General features: G+C 32.8%; 2 protein-coding genes. Both read right to left on the minus strand.

Features of this window, described 5'->3' with window-relative positions; translation table 11 throughout:
• Positions 1-291: 291 nt before the first annotated feature.
• A complete protein-coding gene (locus L6Q46_RS12610; RefSeq protein ID WP_291284599.1) occupies positions 292-4,752 on the minus strand; it encodes an AAA domain-containing protein in 4,461 nt (1,486 codons plus the stop codon).
• 144 nt (positions 4,753-4,896) lie between these two features.
• A partial coding sequence (locus L6Q46_RS12615) for an EamA family transporter (RefSeq protein WP_291284600.1) occupies positions 4,897-5,334 on the minus strand: 438 nt, incomplete at its 5' end.

A 5,334-nucleotide genomic window follows, 5' to 3' on the forward strand; every position in this document is an offset into this window, starting at 1 on the left:
TTCCGAGGTGAAGCCCCTTTTTTTCAAAATATCCGCCGATTCCCCATGCCATTGCTGTTAAAATTGCGTAAATAATAGGTTTATATGATTCCATAAAAATCGCTGTAAAAGTGAAAAAAATACCCTCAAATTTACCGAAATCTCAACGCTTCCTCAGCAAAATAAAGATTTTCGCCGCTTCGACTGATCGTGGATTATCTAAACCACATAAATGGTATTGTTGAGAACGTGTTAAATCTGTGATAAAGACTAAATAACTAAATTTTATCCAATATCTTTGAGATATTAAAATTAATTATTATTTGATTTTAATACTTTTACAATTTTAAATTTAGTTCCAGTTGTTGGTACTGTAATTTCATCTCCTTCAATGCGGTTAATAAGTTCTCGCCCAAGGGGGGATTTCTCATTGATGGCTCTATACTCATCGTTAAACTTGTTGTTTAACTCTACTCTCTTTGTGATAAAACATTTAAACAACCTAGAATCCTTAAGATTTTGTAGTGTAACTAAGGAGTCTTGAGTAATTCTTAAAAATGTATTTTGATCTGTGGAATCTTTTACTTTGATAATACTATTCTTTTCAGTATTATTTTTGCTTTGAACATAGATATTCGTCACATTATTCGATTGAAACATAGCTGATTCTTCAGTTTGTTGCACTGGCTCATTAGGACTTATCGAATGAGAGATTTCAGTTGTGTTCTTCTTCTGATAGAATGTTAAAAGTTCATCACTTGCAACTTGGTGATTTTCATTTTCAACCATGTTTATAAATTTCAAAAGCTGTTTGAGCTCAAGCTCAGGATGACGCCACCAATTCGTACTCCAGATACGATAAAAAACAAATCCATTTGATTCTAATATTTTTTGCCGACTCAGATCATTCAGATAGGCAAGCGAATTATTGTGATAAGTTTCTCCATCACATTCAATAGCAATTTTTCGAGCCCATTTATTTTTGGGGAGATAAACCAAATCAATTCTAAATCCTGATTGTTCATATTGAATAATAATTCTATCTTTAGGTATCTTGTCACATAGAGAATAATAAACTTCTTCCTCAAAAGGCGATTCTAAAAGCCCATCAGGTTGGTGATTAGGATTAAGTGGTGGTGAGAAATCGTCTAAACTTTTAAAGATTTCGTCAATCATACCAATGTTACCCTCACTAACAGCTTTCGCATATGCTAAATAAGCAAACAAGACAGATCTACGATTATTACTGCCAATATGTTCCAAGTATGTTTTATATGATAAGAATGTTGGCTCAGGAAATGAAGTTATAACAAAAATCTTGTATTTTGCTCTGGTGATTATTACATTTAGTAAACGATAACCTTTTGCAAAATTTAAGGGACCAAAATGATGATAGAATTTATTATCCGTATTTGGTCCGAATGTCGTGGAAAGAATAATGATGTCTCTTTCATCGCCTTGAATATTTTCCAGATTTTTAACAAAAAAACCTTTCGCTTCTAATTTATCAATTTTATTATTGAACTTAGCATATCTAGCATCACTTTTCCGCTCTATAATTTTTCTAAGTATCAGATTCCTTTGACTTAAATTGAATGTAGCAACCCCAAGTGATGGGTATTCACCATTAATTGGATTAATTTCCAGATCAATTATACTTAAAACCTTTTCTGCTTCTTTTTGATTTTCGTGATTTATAAAAAGTCCACCTACATTAATATAATTAATGGGTGTATAATTAAACAGTGGGGGAAGTGGTTTTAATCTTCGCCCATAAAATGCATGATTGGAAAAGTCAATCAATAGCGGATGTCTAGATCTATAATGAAATTCGAGAAAAACCTCATAAAATTTCAAATATGATGCAAACTCAAGTAAGGATTCAGACTCAAGAATGCTATCAATATAAGTTGTATTAATCTTTTCTGAATCAATTTCTTCATCATCATTTAATATACCATCAAATATTTGTGTGAAATAGGAAGAGGGAGGCATTTGATGTTCGTCACCAGAAACAACAATTTGTTTGCCCTTTAATAATGATGGGAAAGTATCTTCTACTTTAAGTTGACTAGCTTCATCGAAGAGTACTATATCAAAATATCCCTCCTTTGGGAATATTGTTGCTGAGACCTCAGGTGTTGTTAGAATAATAGGGAATACTTTAGTGAAAAAGTCGATGTCATATCTCACCAAATTTCTTAAGGAAAGTTTTGTTCTGTTTTTGATTCCAACCTTAAGATTGTACATTGCCTCAATTGTTGTATCGGGGTGAGATTTTCTAAAATCATCAATTGCAGTTTGACATTGTATTGCTGAAATCTGTCTAACAAAATCAATCTGAGAATCCTTAAAATTATTAAGTTGCACTCGTAGTTTAAGAAAATCATCATCAGTTAAAGGAAGTCGGGCCGAGAAATTATTAAGGATATACTCTTTGAAATAATTATATAAAAATATGGTTGACCATTTCCTAAAACTAAAAATTCTCTTGATAATAAATTGATGATATCTATCTTGCTTGTGATAAAAGTTCATCCAGTTATACCAGTATTCAAGAATTTTGGGATCTGATTTAATTAACCTGCTTAATTTCCAAATTTCTGTTCTTAATTCCTCATAGGTTTGTTTGTCAACATTTAATTCCACAGAAGATTGTTTCTTTGACTTAAAAACTTTAGAAGGATCAATTATTTTGTCGTCAGTTACATGTGATACTAGATTTGTGATCAAGAAAATAGTTTCTTTTATCTTACTCGAAGTGTATCCTGAAGTATGAGCTGTATAAATGTCAAAGTTGCTTTTAAGATTAGCTAAAACTGAAGGGAGATTCTCGTGACATTTCTTTAAAGCTATTCTTAGGTCTTCCAATTTTTCATAGGTTACATCTCGAATGCCATATGTTACCAAATTTGTGGTAAATACACTCCATTCTATTTTGTTTTGTATTAGTTCTATTTTAGCCTTTAAAGTAAAATATGAAGATGAGGATTCTCTTGATTCATTTGAGAAAAAATTGAGAAGCTTTCTGCCAAGTGTGGTATAATTTCGTGATAAAAAGTTAGCATTATTTTTGTATTCGTTAAGAATGTTTTTGCTCAAGTCAATAAGTTGGAATAAGTCACGAAAAAGCAATCTTGCTTCTTTTTGCTTCTTTTCAATATATTCGTCAATTATTTGACTTAAGCTATCATCAATATTCGCGATTAAGATTTCATATTGATGTAGTTTTTGGCTAACTAAAACTTCGTACTTAACTATGTCTGATTTTAATGCGGTTCTTGCGTCAAGTATTTTTAATGATTTTCTATATTTGTTTTTACGGTAAAGTTTTTCCCCTTGTTTTAGTTCATCAGCAGATTTTTGATAATTCTTTTTACTCAAATCAATGACTTTACTAAGGTCAGGAATGTCTTTAAGGTCTTTAAGTTCGCGATTGCATTTTAGGTATTTACCAACACAATATTTCCATGCCTGATCGTCAATGTATGCTTTATTTAATTCATTTAGTTTTTCATTAGCGTTATTTATTGCAAGTTCGAGGTTAAGGAGGTTATTTTTGTGGAGATTTTTTGTTACACCGCCTGAAAATGTATGGGTGGGATGCTGTTTTGCAAGATGTCGAACTCTCTCGACAACTATTTTGCGATCCTTTGTTAAGTCACGTAAAAGAATACAATATTCATCCAGTTTCAGCTTTTTAAGTGAGTTGATAAGAACTTCAAGAGCAGTATTTTTTTCACAAACGACTAGAACCTTTTTATTGTTTTCCAACGCATTTATTAATATGCTAGTAAGTGTTTGGCTTTTCCCAGTACCAGGAGGTCCTTGAAGTAGTAAATATTTTCTCAGGTTTAAATTTGCTAAAATTTGTTGTTGAGAGGGATCTGTTTCAATCGCACTTAGTGGTTGAAAATCCCGGTTTTCAATTACCTGATTAAAATCGAATTCTTTATTTTCTACAATTAATTTGTCATACTCATCGATAATTATTTGTTTTTGTGTTTCAAAAAGAGAAAACAGCCCACTATTTATAAACAGTATTGCGCCGGGTTCTTTGACAATTTTTTCAAGGTTTTCCTTTTCTGGAATTTTTTGCAGCTCATGAAATATTAAATCTATGTCTTGCTGAATCTCATTGTTTGTATTACTGCTAAAATTGTATAAAATTTGCTTGCAAATCCTTAATATTGATTCTTTGCTAATTTTATCATCTTCATTGAAATCATCTGCGGGGATCTTAATGGTTCTGCCAAAATCGTTACCAATAAAGTTTATTAAAACCTCGTTGAGTAAAACTCTTGAATCATTAAATTTTCCAATTTCATAACTGTTTGCATTCTTTCCGGGTGAAAGAGAGAGTTCCCAAATCAAAATTGGTGCAACAATTATTTTTGAATCTTTTATACTTCTTAAGCACACAATAGGATATCCAAAGCCGAAGGTGTTTATACCTTTTTCAGATTTCACTGTCTGATTTTGGATGAATAAATTTAGTAGTACTTTACTTATTTTACCATGGGAAAGTATGTTTTGTTGATTTGTATTGCTTGCCAAATTTGGTGCGCCAATATCAATTTTAAAAATAAATTCATCTTCGGTTAATAACTTTTCTATGAAAATCTTTGGGAGATTTTTGTCCTTAATTTCTATAGTTGCGAGGTCTAGTTTGTAGTTGGATTTCCCTGGAACTGCGTTTAAGTGCACTCCTCTTCGATTTCCAATTTTTAATCTTTTTTGAAACTCTTTTAGTAATTCCGTTGAGATTTTCATCATTTAATCCAAAACGAGGATACCCCTCAATTAGTGTTGAAAATGTCAAATATAATGATTTTTTTTTAACTTGGATAGGCTATTCAAACTTAGACAGAAATTTCATTCATCAAAAATCTTCCGGGAACTGAATTCTTTAATCTCTCAAATCGTCAGCACGATGATTCCTCCGATGGTCATGAGCATGCCGATGATGGTTTTGAGGGTGAGGGGTTCGCCGCCAAGGATGATTCCCATAAGTGCGCCAAAGAGGGGTGAGGTAAAAGCAATGGGCATTACTTTGGTCAGGGGTGCGCCTTTGATTGCAGCATAGAAGCATAGCATCCCGACTGAGCCGGCTACCACCCCGCCGCCAATGACCATGTAGGTCAGTGCTTTAGGCCCGGCAGTGGCAATTTTACCCCAATGGGGGAAACTGACCGCCCCCAGAATGATAAGTGCAACAAATGTCCGGATGGTGATGCCAAGCTGAGGGGGGAGATTTCCGAGGTGAAGCCCCTTTTTTTCAAAATATCCGCCGATTCCCCATGCCATTGCTGTTAAAATTGCGTAAATAATAGGTTTATATGATTCCATAAAAAT

It is taken from the genome of Flavobacterium sp., assembly GCF_023151265.1.
GTDB lineage: Bacteria > Bacteroidota > Bacteroidia > Flavobacteriales > Flavobacteriaceae > Flavobacterium.

What these genes read in the sequence shown, in the direction of transcription:
- L6Q46_RS12610 (WP_291284599.1), bottom strand. Translation starts at nt 4,752, where the DNA reads ATGAAAATCTCAACGGAATTACTAAAAGAGTTTCAAAAAAGATTAAAA.